At 32.6% G+C, this 18805-nt stretch carries 16 protein-coding genes; 11 read left to right on the plus strand and 5 right to left on the minus strand.

What is annotated here, in order from left to right; genetic code table 11:
- Positions 1-131: 131 nt before the first annotated feature.
- On the minus strand, positions 132-1832 hold the full coding sequence (locus ACFSSB_RS14060) for a DUF6029 family protein (protein ID WP_379905344.1): 1701 nt from the start codon (positions 1830-1832) through the stop codon (positions 132-134).
- Positions 1833-1877: 45 nt separating this feature from the next.
- A complete protein-coding gene (locus tag ACFSSB_RS14065; RefSeq protein ID WP_379905346.1) occupies positions 1878-2360 on the minus strand; it encodes a TlpA family protein disulfide reductase in 483 nt (160 codons plus the stop codon).
- Positions 2361-2480: 120 nt separating this feature from the next.
- Here ACFSSB_RS14065 and ACFSSB_RS14070 point away from each other — a divergent pair, with 120 nt between their 5' ends.
- Positions 2481-3569 carry an Omp28-related outer membrane protein gene (locus ACFSSB_RS14070; RefSeq protein ID WP_379905349.1) on the plus strand — a complete coding sequence of 363 codons (1089 nt, stop codon included), beginning with the start codon at positions 2481-2483 and terminating at the stop codon, positions 3567-3569.
- Between the two features lie 73 nt (positions 3570-3642).
- Here the strand turns inward: ACFSSB_RS14070 and pruA are convergent, their stop codons facing one another.
- The gene (pruA, locus tag ACFSSB_RS14075) at positions 3643-5268 is read right to left on the minus strand and encodes an L-glutamate gamma-semialdehyde dehydrogenase (RefSeq protein ID WP_379905351.1); all 1626 of its coding nucleotides are present in this window, start codon (positions 5266-5268) and stop codon (positions 3643-3645) included.
- A gap of 149 nt (positions 5269-5417) precedes the next feature.
- Here pruA and ACFSSB_RS14080 point away from each other — a divergent pair, with 149 nt between their 5' ends.
- Together ACFSSB_RS14080 and ACFSSB_RS14085 are read left to right on the plus strand one after the other, a co-directional pair.
- Positions 5418-6143, plus strand: a complete 726-nt coding sequence (locus tag ACFSSB_RS14080; RefSeq protein WP_379905353.1) for an NRDE family protein — start codon at positions 5418-5420, stop codon at positions 6141-6143.
- Positions 6136-7128: a DUF6695 family protein gene (locus tag ACFSSB_RS14085; RefSeq protein WP_379905355.1), complete on the plus strand. Its 993-nt coding sequence runs from the start codon at positions 6136-6138 to the stop codon at positions 7126-7128. Before ACFSSB_RS14080 ends, ACFSSB_RS14085 begins: the two co-directional genes overlap by 8 nt.
- An 86-nt stretch (positions 7129-7214) precedes the next feature.
- Here the strand turns inward: ACFSSB_RS14085 and apaG are convergent, their stop codons facing one another.
- Together apaG and ACFSSB_RS14095 are read right to left on the minus strand one after the other, a co-directional pair.
- Entirely contained in the window at positions 7215-7601 is a 387-nt protein-coding gene (apaG, locus tag ACFSSB_RS14090) for a Co2+/Mg2+ efflux protein ApaG (protein ID WP_379905357.1), read from the minus strand.
- A gap of 96 nt (positions 7602-7697) precedes the next feature.
- The gene (locus tag ACFSSB_RS14095) at positions 7698-8951 is read right to left on the minus strand and encodes a type IX secretion system plug protein (RefSeq protein ID WP_379905359.1); all 1254 of its coding nucleotides are present in this window, start codon (positions 8949-8951) and stop codon (positions 7698-7700) included.
- 191 nt (positions 8952-9142) lie between these two features.
- Here ACFSSB_RS14095 and ACFSSB_RS14100 point away from each other — a divergent pair, with 191 nt between their 5' ends.
- The 8 genes from ACFSSB_RS14100 (at position 9143) to ACFSSB_RS14135 (ending at position 18796) form a co-directional block, all read left to right on the plus strand.
- A complete protein-coding gene (locus tag ACFSSB_RS14100) occupies positions 9143-10498 on the plus strand; it encodes a Na(+)-translocating NADH-quinone reductase subunit A (protein WP_379905361.1) in 1356 nt (451 codons plus the stop codon).
- Positions 10498-11703: an NADH:ubiquinone reductase (Na(+)-transporting) subunit B gene (locus ACFSSB_RS14105; RefSeq protein ID WP_379905363.1), complete on the plus strand. Its 1206-nt coding sequence runs from the start codon at positions 10498-10500 to the stop codon at positions 11701-11703. The genes ACFSSB_RS14100 and ACFSSB_RS14105 overlap by 1 nt, the downstream gene beginning before the upstream one ends.
- A 2-nt stretch (positions 11704-11705) precedes the next feature.
- Entirely contained in the window at positions 11706-12452 is a 747-nt protein-coding gene (locus ACFSSB_RS14110; protein WP_379905365.1) for a Na(+)-translocating NADH-quinone reductase subunit C, read from the plus strand.
- A gap of 3 nt (positions 12453-12455) precedes the next feature.
- A complete protein-coding gene (locus ACFSSB_RS14115; RefSeq protein ID WP_055445098.1) occupies positions 12456-13100 on the plus strand; it encodes an NADH:ubiquinone reductase (Na(+)-transporting) subunit D in 645 nt (214 codons plus the stop codon).
- Between the two features lie 29 nt (positions 13101-13129).
- Complete coding sequence (nqrE, locus tag ACFSSB_RS14120) at positions 13130-13843, plus strand: NADH:ubiquinone reductase (Na(+)-transporting) subunit E (RefSeq protein WP_379905368.1); 714 nt, start codon at positions 13130-13132, stop codon at positions 13841-13843.
- Position 13844: 1 nt separating this feature from the next.
- The gene (gene nqrF / locus ACFSSB_RS14125; RefSeq protein ID WP_379905701.1) at positions 13845-15158 is read left to right on the plus strand and encodes an NADH:ubiquinone reductase (Na(+)-transporting) subunit F; all 1314 of its coding nucleotides are present in this window, start codon (positions 13845-13847) and stop codon (positions 15156-15158) included.
- Between the two features lie 320 nt (positions 15159-15478).
- Positions 15479-18337: a choice-of-anchor J domain-containing protein gene (locus ACFSSB_RS14130; protein WP_379905370.1), complete on the plus strand. Its 2859-nt coding sequence runs from the start codon at positions 15479-15481 to the stop codon at positions 18335-18337.
- An 81-nt stretch (positions 18338-18418) separates the two neighbouring features.
- Positions 18419-18796 carry a Na(+)-translocating NADH-quinone reductase subunit F gene (locus tag ACFSSB_RS14135; RefSeq protein ID WP_379905372.1) on the plus strand — a complete coding sequence of 126 codons (378 nt, stop codon included), beginning with the start codon at positions 18419-18421 and terminating at the stop codon, positions 18794-18796.
- Positions 18797-18805: the final 9 nt, after the last annotated feature.

Raw genomic sequence — 18805 nt, forward strand, 5'->3', positions numbered from 1 at the left:
TAGTTGATTTAAATATATAAACTTCTCTTGTTGTTTTTCTAGTTTTGTAGTAAAATTCGGATAAAGTGTATAAAAAAACCTTTAAAATGATAAAATTTTAAAGGTTTTTTTAAGAATTTAGTATGTTTTTTTTAGAAAGATGTAGTTAAGTTCATGGTTAATCCTGTTGCTTCAGGAACAAAACGACAAACACCACCAACACAAACAAGTCCAGCACGTTGACGACCATAATTAAGTCCTATGCGTGTAGCTCCTTTGGTAAAGCTACCTCCAAAATTATAATAGTCTGTTTTTTCGGTGTCTTTATCTGTTCCTTTATTGTAGATGTCATTGATATAGATTGAAAATTTAGAGTTGAAATTGTACTCAATAGTTCCACCAATCCAATCGTGGTCATCAGAATTAGACCATAGTTTTTGAGCTTCTACCCTAAAAGATTTTCCTTTACCAAGTTTATAAGTAGATTCTGCAACAAGAATATTTGTTTTAATAGTTTCAGCAGAAAAAATACTTAGCATTTCTTTTTGGTTGGCATATTGGTTTACATAATAAAAAATAGAGCTTAATTTTTTGTTCCATTTTTTACGTACTTCTAAACTTATATCAGAAAAATATTTACTACCAAAACCTAAAAAGTCCATATCGTAATCTAGGTTTTCAAAATCGGTATTAATATCTCCTTTAAGTCCAGCCCAATAGGATGCATTAACAGCTATTTTAGTACCATATTTACCTCCTAATGGTGTGTTTTTCTTTATTTTATAATACATATCTATTTGTCCGCCAATTTCTCCAACTTTAAATATTCCAGCATCATAAGTGTAATTTACAACGCCTTGAGGTTGGTACACAAAAATATTGGTTAATAGGTAGTCATGCTGTTTGGTTAAAGCAGGTATAAAGTTTACAATGTTTTCAAAATATATATTTCCGGCTGTTTCTCTATCTGAGTAAAAACTCATGTTTTCAAGTCGTCTAAAAGTAGCGTCAAGACCAAAACCTGATTTTGAATAACCAGCATTAAATAAAAGAGCGTTTCCGTTTTTAACAAAATCATCAGGAAAAATGTTGGTGTTGTTGATGTTTTGTACAATTAAATCTTCTCCTTTAGTTACGTATTCTACACTAGAGTAAAAATTGTTATGACTAAAATCTAAACTTCCAGAAAAGGCATTAGTAAGTTCGTTAAATTCTGGGTCAATGATATCTGTGGCTTCTTTTCTACCAACATAGCTTACGTCAAGGCTAAGGTTTGTTTTTTCAAATTTTAAAGCATTAGAAACATCAAATACAGTATTGAATCCAAAAAGTTCTCCTTCAGAAAGGTCAAAGCCAACACGTTGTTTACCATATAAAGCAGTAAGAGAAAGAAAGTCTGTAGGGTTGTAATTAACCTTACCTCCAAATAGTGCATTGTTTATACCTAATTGTCTGTCTTCCCAGTTTCTTAATATTAATCCACTTCCAAATTGTGCATAATAATGTCCTACAGATACGTCAAATTTAGAGTTTTTGTAGTTTAATGAGTAAGTACCAATATTAGTACCTTCAAAATTTGGAGAATAATTTAGTAATGCAAAAGGCTCATAAGATTCTACTTGAACAGAAGCAGTGAAGTTTTTTAAAAAAGTGTAATCTAATTTTAAATAGTTATTAAATCTTATGTGTTCATCACCATCATTATTTACACCATCAAAAAAAGAGCCTGTTTTTTTGTCGTCATTATACCAAGCTCCATTACTTTCAAGACCAATAGTTAAATTGTCAATTAATTGGGCGAACATAAATTTTCCTGAAATACAGAAAACGAGTACTAGTATTATTTTTTTCATTTAGTTAGTTTGTTGTTGTGTGTTTTAGTGAGGAAGGTTTGTGTTTTACTTAGAGTGTTCTTGAATAATTTCGTATAATTCATCTTCAGCTCCAGGAGAATAACCACTATGTCTGTAAACTATTTCGCCATTTTTTACAACTACAATATGTGGTAAAGTAGATATGTTTAGAGCGCGTTTAAATTCTTGATTTTTGTCTAGTAGAATAGTGTATTCCCATCCTTTTCCATTAATCATTGGTTTTACTCTTTTTTGAGTTCTTGAATCATCAGTAGAAACAGCAATAATTTCTACTTGTGTTTCTTCTTGCCATTCGTCATACACTTCGCTTATAGTATCTAGCTCGTTAACACAAGGTACGCACCAAGTAGCCCAAAAGCTAAATACTTTAACTGTATCTGAGTTTGCAATTTCGCTTACGTTAACAACGGTTCCATCTAGAGATTTTAAATCAATATTAGGTATGGTTTGAGAAAATAAGGTAGAAGAAAATAGTAGTAATGTTAGAAGAATAGTAGTGTTTTTCATAATAAATTTTTAATTGTAAAGTAAAATAAGATTTAAGGTAATAAAAGCGCAATATTAATACCAAAATTATAAAAATGTGCTATATTTATCGAAAATTTTTTAATAACCTAAACCTTCTTTATGAAAACAAAATTATTTTTACGTACATTTTTTTTAAGCTTATTAGCCTTTACTTTTAGCTGTAGCAGCAGCAGTGATGATTCTGGATCTTCTGGTGCAGATGATGATGGAGGTGTAGATGTTGTTACCTTGACTAGTATTTCTATAAGTGCAAATGTAGCAAGTGTTTATGTTGGTGAAACTGTAACTTTTACAGTAACAGGTAATGATGGGTCAGACCTTACTGCTTTGGCAGATATAGTTGTTGATGGTACTGCTTTAGCAGGTAATACTTTTTCATCTGCAGTAGCAGGTACTTTTAATGCAGTAGCTACTTATGAGGCGCTTACTAGTAGTACTGTAATTACGGTAGATACTCCGCCAATTGTATTTGATAAAAATGTTTTAATTGAAGATTATACAGGTGCTTGGTGTGGCTATTGCCCAAGAGTTGCTTATGGTATAGAGCGTGTTGAAGCAAGTACAGAGCAAGCAGTGGTTGTAGCAATACATAGAGGTAATGCTTCTGGAAGTAATGTGGATCCTTATAACTATCCAGCAAGTGTTTTGGAGGATTTAGTTGGTTTAGAAGGTTATCCAACAGCAATGTTGAATAGAACTACAACTTGGAATTATCCAGAACCAATTAATTCAGGACAAGCTGTAAATTTAACAGGAGATGATGCAGCGTTAGGTTTAGCTTTAAGTTCTGCTATTCATGGATCTGATATGGAAATTGATGTGAATGTAAAATTTGGAGAAGATTTTTCATCTACAGATTTAAAACTTGTTGTTTATGTTTTAGAAAACGGACTAATTTATGACCAAACAAATTATACTACTTATTATGGAGGAACTTCTGTTATTAGTGATTTTGAGCATAATCATGTTTTAAGAGCTTCTTTAACAGATTTATTAGGAGATGCAATACCAAGTGCAGAGACTACTAAAGAAAGTGTTTACACTGCTTCTTTTAATGTAGCTGTTCCTTCAAATGTTAGTGATGCATCAAACATACATGTAGTTGCTTTTGTTGTTGATGATAGCAATGCAGCAGTAAACTCTAGATCTGGAGATTTTGGTGAAGACCAAGCTTTTGAAGAAAACTAAAAAGCGTTTTTAATAAATAAAAAAACCGAAGCGAAAGCTTCGGTTTTTTTTTGTGTTTAATAGTTTTTATATACTATCCTAAAAATGGGTATCTGTAATCTGTAGGAGTTACAAATGTTTCTTTTACCATTCTAGGTGAAACCCAACGTAATAAGTTTTGTGCAGATCCAGCTTTGTCATTTGTTCCAGAAGCTCTAGCTCCTCCAAATGGTTGTTGTCCAACTACTGCTCCTGTTGGCTTATCATTAATGTAGAAGTTTCCAGCACAGTTTTGTAAAGCTTCTGTAGCTTCTGTAATTGCGTATCTACAAGTTGCTAATATTGCACCTGTTAAAGCATATTCGCTAGTTTCGTCTACTAATTTTAAAGTTTCAGAATATGCGTCATCTTCATATACATATATAGTAATTACAGGGCCAAATAACTCTGTACACATGGTTGTGTATTTTGGGTCTTTAGCAAGAATAACTGTAGGCTCAATAAAGTATCCTTTACTCTTATCATAGTTTCCTCCAGCAATAATTTCTGCATCAGCATCTGCTTTTGCACCATCAATATATTTAGCTAGCTTATCAAAAGAACCTTCGTGAATTACTGCAGTAATAAAGTTACTCATGTCTTCTGGAGATCCCATTTTTAAAGATTTCATATCTTCAATAACAAAATCTTTTACATCTGCCCATAAGCTTTTAGGAATATACGCTCTTGAAGCTGCACTACATTTTTGTCCTTGAAACTCAAAAGCACCTCTAACAATAGCAGTAGCTACTTGTTTTGCATTTGCTGTTTTATGAGCAACAATAAAATCTTTACCACCAGTTTCACCTACAATTCTTGGGTACGTTTTGTAGTTGTGAATGTTGGTTCCTATTTGTTTCCATAATTCTTTAAAGATAAAAGTAGAACCTGTAAAGTGTAAACCAGAAAAATCTGGACTAGCTAATACTGTATTTGTAATCATAACAGGATCACCAAAAACAACATTAATAACACCGTCTGGTACACCAGCTTCTTTAAATACATCCATAATTACTTTTGCAGAATATATTTGGCTATCACTAGGTTTCCAAACAACTACATTTCCCATTAAAGCCATACAAGCAGGTAAGTTTCCTGCAATGGCTGTAAAGTTAAAAGGTGTTACAGCATATGTAAAACCTTCAAGAGGTCTGTATTCTATTCGGTTCCATGCATCGCTTGTACTTTCTGGTTGTTCATGATAAATGTCTGTCATGAACTGAACATTAAAACGTAAAAAGTCTATTAACTCACAAGAAGCATCAATTTCTGCTTGGTGTATGTTTTTAGACTGTGCAATCATAGTTGCAGCATTAATTTTAGCTCTGTATGGTCCAGCAATTAGTTCGGCAGCTTTTAAAAATATAGCAGCACGTTGTTCCCAAGGTGTATTAGCCCAAGCAGTTCTAGCTTCTAAAGCTGTAGAAATTGCTTCGTCAATATTTTTTTGTTCCGCTACATGGTAAGTTCCAACTACATGTTGGTGGTCGTGAGGAGGAGACATCGTTCTAGTGTTTCCAGTAGTTACGTCTTTTCCGTTAATATACATTGGTACATCTACCTTACTGTTAAACATTTCTTTGTATGCTTTTAATACAGCTTCTCTTTCTGGAGATCCTGGAGCATAAGATTTAACAGGCTCATTAATGGCAATTGGTACGTTAAAAAATCCTTTTCCCATGATTGTTTATTGGTTTTGTGATTCGAAAATTTTTGAAGTACAAAGTTACGATATTTTTATAGATATGTAAGTGCTAGTAATACTAAAGACAAGTTAAATTATAAGATATTTTTTTGTAAGTTGCTCTTCCGTTTAAAGACTATAATACCATGTGTACAGTAACTATTTTTCCTACAGGTGAAAATGATTTTGTGCTTACCTCTAATAGAGATGAAGCGCCAAATCGAGTATCTCTAGCGCCAGATTTTTATGAGGTAGATGCTACTAAAATGTTGTTTCCTAAAGATAAAAAAGCAGGAGGAACATGGATTGGTGTTAGTGATAAACACCGATTAATATGTTTGTTAAATGGAGGTTTTAAACGTCATAAAAGAAAAGAAAGCTACAGATTAAGTAGAGGTGTTGTGGTGAAAGATTTATTGGCTTGCAAAGAGATTATAGCTGCAATTGAAGCTTATAATTTTCTAGATATTGAACCTTTTACTATGGTGATTGCCGATTGGAATAACAATTTGCAATTTTATGAATTGGTTTGGGATGGAGACCAAAAATATTTTAAAAACTTACCCAAAGAAGCTAAAATATGGTCTTCTTCAACATTGTATTCTGAAGAAATGCAAAACGAAAGAACGCAATGGTTTAATGATTTTAAAAAGGAAAATCAATTAAATTCCGCGAAAGCGTTACAATTTCATAAAAACACAAATACTGCAAATAAAGAATATGGTGTAGTAATGGATAGAGGTTTTGTAAAAACTACCAGTATTACGCAAGTAGAAAAAACAAAGGATACAGTGTCTATGTGTTTTGAAAGCTTAGCAGAAAACACAAAATCTTTAAAGACGTTTTTATTTACAGAAACCGTACATGAATAATACCGCATTTATAATAACGCTAGCTTATCCTGAAACTATAGTTATGGTTGCAGAAGAATGGTATTCGCCATTTTTACGTTTTTTAGGAGTTGGAAAAAAGAACTATTTAAGAGCAGGTCATGCAGCTTTGGTGTTAATAGATAAATCTACAGGAATTTTAGAGTACCATGATTTTGGAAGGTATATAACACCAGAACCCAACGGAAGAGTGCGAGGTAGAGATACAGATCATGAATTAGATTTTCCTCTTACTGCAACTATTAAAAATAACGAAATACAAAACTTAAATGAAATTTTACAGTTTCTAGCTACACACCCTAAACTAACACATGGTGATGGTAAATTAATAGCTTCGGTTTGTGATGCTGTAGATTATACGTTGGCTAGAACGCATATTACAAAAATGCAACAACGTCATTTTATACGTTATGCTGCTTTTGCAAAAGATGCATGTAATTGTGCGCGTTTTGTAACCGATACTTTAATTGCTTCTGTAACCAATGCAGCAATAATTAAAAAACTACAAAAATCTAAATGGTTTACGCCAAGTACTATTGGTAATGTAATACTAGCAGATACTAAAAACAAAGTGTATGAGGTTTCTGAAACAGGAGTAATTGCAGATTATACTTCTACAGTTAGTAAAGATAATGTATTGTATTTTTTAGATAGATTAAAAAACCACGCACCAAATTTTGTAGGCACGTTACAGCCTAAGCCAGTTGCAGATTTACATGAAAAAGCACAGTGGCTTTCTGGTATTGCTGCAGGAGCTTGGTATGAATTGCATGCAACAGAAAATAGTTTAGAGTATTGGTATAAGCGAATTTCTCCTCACGGAAATGTAGATGTTCATGCTTTATACACGGTAAATGAAGTTGGTTTTAATTACCACGAGATGTATGAATTTATACATTATTCAAATTGTAAGTTTTTTCATATTGAACAAAAAGGTACTATATATAGGTTCGAGATAAAGGAGTAGGTAGTGCTTATTGGGTAGTTATAACTCCGTAATTTTTTTTTACCTTTTGTTTTATTGGTAAGGTGACGACAAGGTTGCAATAAAAATTAATTTAAAGCAAAAGGAGCACTTAATTTAAAGGTTGGTATGGCTACATGAAATTTTGTGGTATTACTAAAATTCACCATTTCATAATATCCTTTCATGGCTCCAAAAGGAGAAGTAAGTAAGCAGCCAGAATTGTAGGTATGTGATTCTCCTGGTTTTAAAACGGGCTTTTTACCAATAACACCTTCGCCAGAAACAATAACAACATGGTTTAGTGCATCAAAAATAGTCCAATGTCTTGCATTAAGTTGTACAGAGTCTTTGCTCTGGTTTTCAATAGTAATCTCATATCCAAAGGCAAATTGTATTTTATAGTTTTTATAAAAAGTGCCTTCAAAAGTAGTGTCTACCGAAATTTTTATGCCTTTTGTTACTTGTTGAACCATTGTTAGCTTCTTGTAATCGAGGTTTTTACTGGTTAAAAATACTAAAAAAAGAATTGGTATTCTCTCGATTTTGCATGAAGATAATAATTTTTTTTATCAATTGGTAATATTAACAGAACTAGCTTCGCCTAAACCTATAATTTTATCATATCGTGCACCTAAATCTCTATAATATACAAGTACTTTGTAGTTGTTTTCTGTTTGCCAGAAATTTCCGCTAATGGCGCCTTCTTCTATGGTTTCGTCAGTGTCTACAACTACATATTTGTAATTATAAAATCCCTGTTTTAAAAGCATTTCATTTGTATAAACCCCTTTTTCTGGGTTGTAAACCATTTTGGTGCTCTCGTCTAGTGTGTAGTTGTTAAAATTACCATACACGTGAATGGTTTTGTTTTTTGGTAGTGCATCTACTAATAAAGAAAAATGCATCCATACATAATCTGCTTCAATACTAGAGTTGGTAGCATCTATTGCAGTTACTAAGTAATTACCATTTATATCAGGATTGTAGGTGTAAGCTTTGTTGTATCTAGTAGTGTTGGTAAATAGGTAGTTGTGGTATAAATCTTTTAAATTTATAAATTGTATACCTGTGTTTGCGGCTCTTACATCTTTATTTTCAAACCATAAATACTCGTTACCAGCCCAAAAGGTAGTTTCTTTATTATACTTGTAAATGAGTTCGTTGCCAAGCGTATACATAGGTTGTATTCCTGAAATAGCAGTGTTTAAGTTGTTGTTTTGTACTATAACTGTTTTTATGTTTTGTTTAGGATTGTTAATTTGCATACTACTAGAAGATATAGTAATATCCACTGTTTGTTTGCTTTCAATATCTCTAACATCACGAGATCGTTTTATAGCAACACCAACATTAACCTTGTTTTCATAAACCATAAACTTTCTTGTAAAAACAACCTCGTCATAATCGTTGTAAATTTTAAGCATATAGTTTCCAGAAACTTTTAAGCCACGTGTTCTGTCATTAGGAATGGTAAGTTGGTAGTTAGAATAAATTTGAAGCGTATTAAAAGAATTTTCATAGGTACGTATGCGTTGTTTGTCATAACCTTCTAAATATTCCATTTTAAATAAAACCGAAGGAGTCCAGTCGTAATTATAATGTTCTATTTCATAATAATAATCTTCTTCATATCCATTTAAAGCATCAAATTCTAAGTTTAAGTACTCGCCAAGTTTTAAAACAGGGAGTTGACTTTCAGCAGTATTGCTTTTAAAAGTTATGGTTTTTATATAGTCTGGCGGAGCAATTTCTTGAGCAACTTGTGCAAAAAGGGAAGCTGAAAATAAAAAAGTAACGATTAAATGTTTGAAATTCACAAGCATAAATTTGATGTTTTGCAGTAAATATAAGCAAATTTTATGCCTAAGCATATTTATTTATTTAGATTGAGTATAAATAGTGTGGAAGCTGAATTTTAGACGTGTTTTTATGTATTAATTCGTAAATTTGCATCGATTTTTAAGTAATTATAAGAATTATAAACACTATAACTATTAACTAATAGATTAATAATATGTCCAACGACATTAAGATTAAAAAAGGTCTAGATATTAAGTTAAAAGGAACTGCAGAGAAGGCAAAAGAGAACGCCATTGTCAGTAATTACTTTTCTATAAGACCAGAAGACTTCCACAGTGTTATACCCAAATTAATTGCCAAAGTTGGAACTAAGGTAAAAGCAGGAGAACCTATCTTTTACAGTAAGGCTAATGAAGCATTGAAATTTGTTTCTCCAGTTTCTGGTGAAATAATAGACATTCCTCGTGGAGCAAAACGTAAAATTTTAGCAGTTAAAATTCAAGCAGACAAAGAGCAATCTTACCAAGATAATGGTAAGGTTAATGTAGATGCCGCAAAAGCAGAAGACATTAAAGCGCACTTGTTAGCTTCAGGATGTTGGCCTTTTATTAGGCAACGTCCGTATGATGTGATTGCAAATCCAGAAAAAGCACCAAAAGCAATTTTTATTTCTGCTTATGCTTCTGCGCCATTGGTTGCAGATTTAGATTTTACCCTTCAAGGTAAAGAAGCAGAATTACAAGCTGCAATTACTGCTTTAGGCAAATTAACAGAAGGCCAAGTGCATGTATCTGTTGGTAAAAATGGTAACTCACCATTAGCAAATGTTTCTGGAGCTACTATTCATACTGTTTCAGGTCCGCATCCTTCAGGAAATGTAGGTACGCAAATAAACAAAATTGATCCTGTTAATAAAGGAGAAGTTGTTTGGACAGTAAATGCACAAGACCTTGTTATTATTGGTGAATTATTGCTAACAGGAAAATTTAATGCAGAGCGTATTGTTGCACTTGCAGGTTCTTCGGTTAAAAAGCCAAGATATTTTGTCACTAAATTAGGAGCAGAAGTTGCTTCTATGATTTATGATAATGGTGTAGATAAAAACGAAAGTATTAGAATTATTTCTGGTAATGTATTAAGCGGTAAGCAAGTACAACCAGATGGCTTTTTAGATTATTACAGCAATACGATTACTGTAATACCAGAAGGTGATGATTATGAATTCTTTGGTTGGAATAAACCTGTTTTTAATAAAGTATCTACTTCAAGAGCATTAACATTTTCATGGTTAACTCCTAAAAAAGAGTACGATTTAACTACCAATACTAATGGTGAGCATCGTGCCTTTGTTACTACAGGAACTTATGAAGAAGTTTTTCCTCTAGATATATATCCAATGCAAATTTTAAAAGCATGTATGTATAAAGATTTAGATGAAATGGAAGCTTTAGGAATGTACGAAGTTGCACCTGAAGACTTTGCTTTAACAGAGTTTGTATGTGTATCTAAACAACCACATCAAGATATTATTAGAAAAGGTTTAGACTTAATGCTAAAAGAGATAGGATAATGGGTTTAAAAAGCAGTTTACATAACTTAAAAGAAAAGTATAAAGGAACCAAAATGGCTCCTGCGTTTAACGCCATTCATACTTTTTTATACTTGCCAAATGAGACCACACATAATGGAACTCATATAAAAGCAGCAGACGATTTAAAACGTACCATGAATACGGTAATCATGGCACTTGTACCATGTTTAATATTTGGTATGTTTAACGCTGGTTACCAACACCACTTAGCTTCAGGAGCAATTGAAGCAGCTAACGGATTTTTTAGCACTTCTTTTTGGGCTTGGGATAACTTAGTAATAGGACTTGCAAAAGTTTTACCTCTAGTGGTTGTTTCTTATGGTGTAGGTTTACTTATCGAATTTATTTTCGCAGTAATTAAAGGACACGAAGTAGAAGAAGGATACTTAGTAACAGGAATGTTAGTTCCTCTTATTGTACCAATTGATATTCCATTATGGATGCTTGCTGTAGCAGTAGCCTTTGGTGTTGTTATTGGTAAAGAAGTATTTGGTGGTACAGGAATGAATATTCTTAATCCAGCATTAACCATTCGTGCATTCTTATTCTTTGCATATCCTACTTGGATGTCTGGAGATAAAGTTTGGGTTGAAGGTGCTAAAGAATTAGCAGGAACGCCAGATGCTATTTCTGGAGAAACCATTTTAGGAACACTAGCACAAAACCATGACGTTACACACTCTGTAGCAGATATGTTTTTAGGATTTATTCCTGGTTCTGTTGGTGAAACATCTACACTATTAATTTTATTAGGAGCATTATTCTTAATCTTCTCTAAAATTGGAAGCTGGAGAATCATGTTGTCTTCTTGTGTTGGTGCTTTAGTAATGGGCTTAATATTTAATGGTGTTGTTAGTTCTGGTTGGATAACCGAAACAAGCAAGTTTTACGGATTAATGAGTACAGAATTCTGGCATCACTTACTTATTGGTGGTTTTGCTTTTGGTACTGTATTTATGGCAACAGATCCTGTTACAGCATCACAAACTAATAAAGGTAAATGGATTTACGGATTCTTAATAGGATTCATTTCTATATTAATTAGAGTATTTAATCCTGCATATCCAGAAGGAGTAATGCTAGCCATTTTATTAATGAATGTGTTTGCTCCAACTATTGACCATTATGTGGTTCAAGCAAATGTTAAGAAAAGAATGAAACGTCTAAAAGCAAAAATCGCATAACGATGGAAAATAGAACAGACAAAAATTCATATACTATAATCTTTGCCATAGCAATGGTAATTGTAGTAGGAGGTTTGCTAGCTTTTACGGCTTCTGCATTAAGACCTAAAATTGATAATAACGAAAGATTAGAAAAGCAACAAAATATATTGTATGCTATGGGTATTAACGAAAACGAAGGTAATTCTGCCGTTTTTGTTTCTACAGATAAAGCTCCAGAATTGTTTAATCAATACATAAAAAAACAAATTGTAATTGAAGGAGACAAAGTATCTGAAAACGATAAAGCATATCTAATCGATGTAAAAAAAGAACAAACAAGCGCTAAAGCAGGTAACGTTAGAAAACTTCCTTTGTTTATTGGTGAAAAAGATGGTAAAACATACTATATCGCACCAATTAGGGGTAAAGGACTTTGGGATGCAATCTGGGCATATATAGCAATGGATGAAAACATGGTTGTACAAGGTGCTTATTTTGATCATAAAGGAGAAACTGCTGGTTTAGGTGCAAACATTAAACAACGTTTCTTTATGGATGACTTTATTGGTGAACACCTAAAGTCTAACGGAAACTTTAAAGGTATTAATATCTCTAAAAGTAACAACGATCCTAAAAACGAAGATAAAACAGATAATGAGGTAGATGCAATAGCTGGTGCAACAATTACTGGAGATGGTGTTTCTGCAATGATTAAATCAGAGCTTAAACAATATGTACCTTATTTTGATAACTTAAAAAACAATTAATTTATGGGACTTTTATCAAAAAAAGACGCAGCATTAATTACAGATCCATTAGCAGATAACAACCCAATTACTATTCAAGTACTTGGTATATGTTCTGCATTAGCAATTACTGCAGAACTAGAAGCTGCAATTGTAATGTCTGTTTCTGTATTATTTGTATTAGCAATTGGTAACGTAGTTATCTCTTTAATGCGAAATATTATACCTTCAAAAATTAGAATTATTGTACAACTAATTGTAGTTGCTGCATTAGTAATTATAGTAGATCAAGTATTAAAAGCTTTTGCTTATGAATTAAGTAAAACACTTTCTGTATTTGTTGGGTTAATTATTACAAACTGTATCATTATGGGACGTTTTGAAGCTTTTGCTTTAGCAAACAAACCATGGCGTTCTTTCCTTGACGGAATTGGAAATGCTTTAGGATATGGTGTTATTTTAATTATTGTTGCATTCTTTAGAGAACTTTTAGGAGCAGGTACTTTATTAGGTATTCCTGTATTAGGAGATCCTATTGAAAAAACAGGATTATACGCATTAGGTTACGAAAATAATGGTTTCATGATTATGCCTCCAATGGCATTAATTGTTGTAGGAATTATTATTTGGGTACAACGTAGTAGAAACAAAGCCTTAATTGAAGATTAAGCTAGTAACTACTAACAAACTATAAAAAAATGGAACATTTAGAATTATTTTTAAAATCGATATTTATAGATAACATGGTATTTTCCGTATTCTTAGGAATGTGTTCATACCTTGCAGTATCTAAAAAAGTAAGTACAGCTGTTGGTTTAGGTGCCGCAGTTATCTTTGTACTTGCTATAACAGTACCTTTAAACTGGTTATTAGATCAGTATGTATTACAACCAGGAGCATTAAAATGGTTAGGTGCAGATTATGCAGACTACGACTTAAGTTTCCTTTCTTTTATCATGTTTATTGCAACTATTGCAACCATGGTACAATTAGTAGAAATTGTAGTAGAAAAGTTTTCGCCATCTCTTTATAACTCCCTTGGTATCTTTTTACCATTAATTGCTGTAAACTGTGCCATTTTAGGAGGTTCTTTATTCATGCAATCTCGTGAAATACCAACATTAAGCCTTGCTACTGTATATGGTATTGGTTCAGGAATTGGATGGTTCTTAGCTATTCTAGCAATTGCAGCCATTCGTGAAAAAATTAGATATTCTAACGTACCACCAGCATTAAGAGGTTTAGGTATAACTTTTATCATTACAGGTTTAATGGCTATTGGTTTTATGAGCTTTGGTGGAATGTTAACAGGTGGAGACGAAGAAGCTAAAGAAGATGGTACAGCACAAGTTGAAACTGTAGATCAAGAAAGCACAAAAGAGTTAGCTAACAATACAATAACAAATGACTAACATGATATTAGCAGCAAGTACATTAGGAACCATAATAGCAACTGTAGCAGCTTTTTTACTAGTAACTTTATTATTAGTAGCTCTGTTATTATTTGTAAAACAAAAATTGTCTCCATCTGGTCCAGTAAAGATCAAGATTAATGGAGAACGTGAAATAGAAGTAGCTTCGGGAGATAGTTTATTATCTACCTTAGGATCACAAAAAATATTTTTACCTTCAGCATGTGGTGGTGGTGGTACATGTATTCAATGTGAATGTCACGTACTTTCTGGTGGTGGTGAAGCATTACCAACAGAAACACCTCACTTTTCTAGAAAAGAATTAGCACATGGTGCACGTTTATCTTGTCAGGTAAAAGTGAAGCAAGACATGGAAATTACCATTCCAGAAGAAGTTTTCGGAATTAAAAAATGGGAAGCAACCGTTGTTTCTAACTATAATGTAGCCACATTTATTAAAGAGTTTGTAGTTGAAATTCCTGAGGATATGGATTACAAAGCTGGTGGTTATATTCAAATTGAAATCCCTAACTGTGAAGTAAAATATTCTGATATGGATATTACTGCACATCCAGATGATCATCCTGGTGAACCAGATAAATTTAAAGCAGATTGGGAGAAATTTGGTCTTTGGCCATTAGTCATGAAAAATGACGAACCTGTAGAAAGAGCTTATTCTATGGCCTCTTATCCTGCAGAAGGAAGAAGAATCATGCTTAATGTGCGTGTTGCAACTCCTCCTTTTGATAGAGCTAAAGGTGGCTGGATGGATGTAAATCCTGGTGTAGCTTCTTCTTATATCTTTAACCAAAAAGTAGGAGATAAAGTAACTATATCAGGACCTTATGGTGAGTTCTTTATTAATGAGTCTGATGCAGAAATGTTATATGTAGGAGGTGGAGCAGGTATGGCACCAATGCGTTCACATCTATATCAATTATTCAGAACCATTAAAACAGGAAGAAAAGTTACATATTGGTATGGTGGACGTTCTAAAGCAGAATTATTCTATATTCACTACTTTAGAGCATTAGAAAAAGATTTCCCGAACTTCAAATTCTTTATTGCATTATCTGATCCAACTGAAGCAGATAATTGGAAAGTTAAAAAGGATATTAATGATGAAGAAGGAGACGGATTTGTAGGGTTTATACACCAAGTAGTTATAGATCAATATTTATCTAAACACGAAGCACCAGAAGATTTAGAATTATACTTCTGTGGTCCTCCATTAATGAACCAAGCGGTTCAAAAAATGGGAGAAGATTTCGGTATGGATGATGAAAATATCCGATTTGATGACTTTGGAGGTTAAAATCAATTAAACTTTCAAGTTATTTCTAGAAAACTCTAGAAATCAAGCATAAAAAAACCAACACAAACGTGTTGGTTTTTTTATGCTTATTAGTTTCATTTCCATCTAGTTTCTTTAATCAAAATAAAAAATATAAAAGCTAACTTTCTGTCTTTTAAGGTGGTAGGTTTTTTGTAGTGTAATTAGCTAGTTATTAATCTATTTAAAACAAGTGGTCTGTATTACTTTTCCTATAAATTTTAACAGTTTTAATGTATCCTTAAAGTTTATTTGATTTTAAATTTTATTTATCTTGTAGGCATAAAATAATAGTTAAAATAATGAAACAAAAAAACTTTAATGTTTTATGTTTTGGATTCGCATTTTTCAGTGTTTTAGGTATCCAAGCACAAAAACTCAACAAACAACCCATTAACAAGTCTACAAAGACTGTAAACCTTTCTAATAAACAGTTGCAACAGCAACCTGCTTTTCAATTAACTCCAGAAAATTTAAGAGGACTTAATGAAACAGGATATGTTAGATGTTTAACTGTAGAGAATGAAGAAATATTAAAAGCATCAGATCCTAATCGTCTTTCTACAGAAGAGTTTGAAGCTTGGTTAGCTCCTAAATTAGAGATTACAAAAGCACAATTAGCAGCTGGTAGACGTGTAGTTTACAATATACCTGTTGTAGTTCATGTTGTACACGATGGTAAAAGTATAAATACTAATGGTGAAGCTAACAATGAAAATATATCTTATGCACAAGCGGTTTCGCAAATTCAAGTGTTAAATGAAGATTATAGAAGAATTTCTGGTACTAATGGAGGTCTTAATACTACAGGAGCTGCTGTAGATGTTGAAATAAACTTTTGTTTAGCAGTTACAGATCCAGATGGTAACCCAACAACAGGAGTTGTTCGTCATGATATTACACCTTATTCTAATACACAAACAACGTTTGTTACAGATGATTGGGAAACTAATGCAGATGTTCAGCAATTAAAAACAAATACCCAATGGGATCCTACACAATACATGAATATGTGGTGTATTAAACCAGGTGGTAATAGTTTAAATCATCCTACCAATCCAGGTTTAAGTGGTTTATTAGGATATGCGCAATTTCCAAGTAATTCTGGTTTAGCTGGTGTACAAACTAATGCAGGAGCAGCTAGTACAGATGGAGTTGTAGCTGGTTATGATTCTTTTGGTACAGAAGATTTAAATGATGGAAGTTTTATTATAAACAATTCTTACAATTTAGGAAGAACTATGACCCATGAAGTTGGTCACTGGTTAGGATTACGCCATATTTGGGGTGATGGTGGTTGTGGAGTAGATGATTACTGTGATGATACTCCAGAATCAGATTCTGCAAATTATGATTGTGCTGCAGTTACTAGTTGTGGTTCAGCAGATCAGTATCAAAATTATATGGATTATTCTTTTGATTATTGTATGGATACTTTTACTGAAGACCAAAAAGCAAGAATTGTAACGGTAATGCAAAATTCTCCTAGAAGAATGGAATTAAATACTTCTAATGCATGTCAAGCAGCTGCACCATATATTAAATTTGGTAGTGCTACAGGAAGTGCAACAGAAGGTACAGATTGTGCATATACAGATTATAACTTTGATGTTGAGATTCAATTAGCACCAACAGGAAATGCAACAGTTACTTTTAACGTAGATTCTGGTTCTGCAACTAACAATGTAGATTACCAATTAGTTAATAATACAGTTGATTTTGCTAGTGGAGCAACAGATACACAAAATTTAACGTTACGTGTATTTAATGATGGTATTATTGAAGGAGATGAAACTATCGTTGTTTCTATGAGTTTATCTGGAAGTAGTGATGCTATTTTAGATCCTAACTTAAACACGACTACAATTACTATTAGTGATGATGATTTTGCACCTAGTAGTTCAACATTTGTAGATGTATACGATGAAGATTTTGAAGATTTAACAGGATGGCTTATTGTTGACGGAGATGGTGATGGCGATAATTGGGGAGCTGTAAACGGAGCAGAAGGTATTGGTGATATTATGGGAGCTGCAGCATTTTCAGCAACTAATGATGCTGCTATTGGTGGATTTAGTACTTATGATCCTGATAATTATTTAATAAGCCCAGAGTTTACTATACCTGCAGGAATGAATGAAGCTTCTCTTAGTTTTATTATTGGTGCATTTAGTCAAACTAGTACTGCTCAAGACTATTATTCGGTATATTTTACAACCGATTCAGATACAGATTTAGAAGAGTTTGTTATAGAAGATAACCATGCAAATACAGCGGAAGCAACAACAGAGGTTAGAAACTATGATATGTCTGCTTATATAGGTATGACAGGTAGCTTAGTATTTAGACACCATAACTCTGCAACAGGTGATGGGTTATTATTGTTAGATACTATTGATGTTAATGCAGTATCTGGTACAGACGTGCAAACAGATGTAAATACAGCAACAGCAGAAACTTTATTATTAAATGCAATGGGTACTGCTCCTACATTTGATGCTACTACAGGTTTTATAATGGCACAACTTCAAAACAACACTAGTTTTGATTATGGTTGTACAAATGTATCTGTATTTAGAGCTGGTTTATCTGCACAAACCTATAATGGTTCTGTAACTGCAGATTTTGTTACTGATAAAGTATTTAGAGTAACTACAGCAAATACAACCAACTCTGGTGATGCTACAAATACATTCTACTTTACTGAAGCTGAAGTAGCAGGATGGGAAACAACAACAGGTAATAATAGAGCAGACATCTATATTATAAGAGAAGTTGCTGGTTCTGCAGTAGAATCTGTACCTGTAACTATTGGTGCCTTTGGTGATCATGTTACTGTTTCAGGAGATTTTACTGGTGTAGAAGGTGATTATTATTTTGGTACTTCAACTAGTTTAAGTGTAAACGAATCTAGTTTTGAAACATTTAGTTTATATCCTAATCCTACTACAGGAGAAGTGTATATTCAATTAAGTTCTAATGAAGATGTAAGTATTGTATTATATGATATTAGAGGACGTAAAGTTTTTGCTAATACTTATAAAAATAATGCAAGCATATTTACTAAAACAATAAACTTAGATACTATATCTTCTGGTATGTATTTATTAAAAGTAAAAAGTGGAGCTAAACAAACCACTAAAAAGATTGTAAAACAATAAACTGTTTTAAATCTATTAAAAACCCAATACGAAAGTATTGGGTTTTTTTATTATAATAAGTAATTGTAGTACTTTTGTAGCATGAGCAAACCTCTTTCAAAACAGGAATTACATAATTTAGCCATGAACCATGTTGGCAAAGATTTAGAAAAACGTGGTTTTGAGTTTGTAGCTATTAATAGTACACTAAAAAAGCATCCTCAATTTGTATGTATTGATAAAAATAGTCAGTACTTTTTTGTAATTGTTCGTGCTGTATTATTGCCAGAAAACCCAAATAACTATGATGTAATATGGATGGAATCTTTTAAAAAACATGCTTCTGATAAAAATGCCAAAGTATTATATGCAGGAGTAGGTTTAGGGAATCCAGATGGAGAACATTTACCAGTGTATTTAAACAAAGAATACCTAATAGAGTATAATGGTATTCAAGTTATTGAAACAAACCTAAATTAAACGGTTTTT

Origin of the sequence: Lacinutrix gracilariae (genome assembly GCF_042684485.1) — a bacterium.
Taxonomy (GTDB): domain Bacteria; phylum Bacteroidota; class Bacteroidia; order Flavobacteriales; family Flavobacteriaceae; genus Oceanihabitans; species Oceanihabitans gracilariae.

Excerpts from the sequence above, each read along its gene's own strand:
- pruA (WP_379905351.1), bottom strand. The coding sequence starts at position 5,268 with ATGGGAAAAGGATTTTTTAACGTACCAATTGCCATTAATGAGCCTGTT.
- ACFSSB_RS14070 (WP_379905349.1), top strand. The coding sequence starts at position 2,481 with ATGAAAACAAAATTATTTTTACGTACATTTTTTTTAAGCTTATTAGCC.
- ACFSSB_RS14135 (WP_379905372.1), top strand. The coding sequence starts at position 18,419 with ATGAGCAAACCTCTTTCAAAACAGGAATTACATAATTTAGCCATGAAC.
- ACFSSB_RS14085 (WP_379905355.1), top strand. The coding sequence starts at position 6,136 with ATGAATAATACCGCATTTATAATAACGCTAGCTTATCCTGAAACTATA.
- ACFSSB_RS14060 (WP_379905344.1), bottom strand. The coding sequence starts at position 1,832 with ATGAAAAAAATAATACTAGTACTCGTTTTCTGTATTTCAGGAAAATTT.
- ACFSSB_RS14110 (WP_379905365.1), top strand. The coding sequence starts at position 11,706 with ATGGAAAATAGAACAGACAAAAATTCATATACTATAATCTTTGCCATA.
- ACFSSB_RS14130 (WP_379905370.1), top strand. The coding sequence starts at position 15,479 with ATGAAACAAAAAAACTTTAATGTTTTATGTTTTGGATTCGCATTTTTC.
- ACFSSB_RS14080 (WP_379905353.1), top strand. The coding sequence starts at position 5,418 with ATGTGTACAGTAACTATTTTTCCTACAGGTGAAAATGATTTTGTGCTT.
- ACFSSB_RS14115 (WP_055445098.1), top strand. The coding sequence starts at position 12,456 with ATGGGACTTTTATCAAAAAAAGACGCAGCATTAATTACAGATCCATTA.
- nqrE (WP_379905368.1), top strand. The coding sequence starts at position 13,130 with ATGGAACATTTAGAATTATTTTTAAAATCGATATTTATAGATAACATG.
- ACFSSB_RS14100 (WP_379905361.1), top strand. The coding sequence starts at position 9,143 with ATGTCCAACGACATTAAGATTAAAAAAGGTCTAGATATTAAGTTAAAA.
- apaG (WP_379905357.1), bottom strand. The coding sequence starts at position 7,601 with ATGGTTCAACAAGTAACAAAAGGCATAAAAATTTCGGTAGACACTACT.
- nqrF (WP_379905701.1), top strand. The coding sequence starts at position 13,845 with ATGATATTAGCAGCAAGTACATTAGGAACCATAATAGCAACTGTAGCA.
- ACFSSB_RS14065 (WP_379905346.1), bottom strand. The coding sequence starts at position 2,360 with ATGAAAAACACTACTATTCTTCTAACATTACTACTATTTTCTTCTACC.
- ACFSSB_RS14095 (WP_379905359.1), bottom strand. The coding sequence starts at position 8,951 with ATGCTTGTGAATTTCAAACATTTAATCGTTACTTTTTTATTTTCAGCT.
- ACFSSB_RS14105 (WP_379905363.1), top strand. The coding sequence starts at position 10,498 with ATGGGTTTAAAAAGCAGTTTACATAACTTAAAAGAAAAGTATAAAGGA.